At 52.9% G+C, this 310-nt stretch carries 1 pseudogene; it reads left to right on the top strand.

Annotation, left to right across the window (positions count from 1 at the left end):
* Positions 1 to 240: pseudogene (locus SB753_RS36055) on the top strand (hypothetical protein); the annotation flags it as partial.
* Positions 241 to 310: the final 70 nt, after the last annotated feature.

The following is a 310-nucleotide window of genomic DNA, read 5'->3' on the forward strand; positions in this document are numbered from 1 at the left end:
CCATACTTTCGCCGACGCGGCATTGAAGCGACGCTCGTCGCACTCTTCTATGCGGTGCTCGCGTGGATCGTCATGCACGTGGCCATCATGATCGCTTCAGATAATCACCCGAACTACTACGACCCCGCGGTGATTATCGGCGGCTTTATGTCTCACATCTTCTTCACCGTGCCGCTTGCATTGACGGTGAAGCGCCGGTTCGAAAGAAAAGCGCAAAAAAGTATTTCAACAAAGACGTAGCAATTGGAGATCTGGAGAATGAATAAAAGTCTCAGGGGAATTGACGTCGCGCTATTCGGCGCGGCGCTGG

It is taken from the genome of Paraburkholderia sp. SIMBA_053 (assembly GCF_046534895.1).
Lineage (GTDB): Bacteria > Pseudomonadota > Gammaproteobacteria > Burkholderiales > Burkholderiaceae > Paraburkholderia > Paraburkholderia caledonica.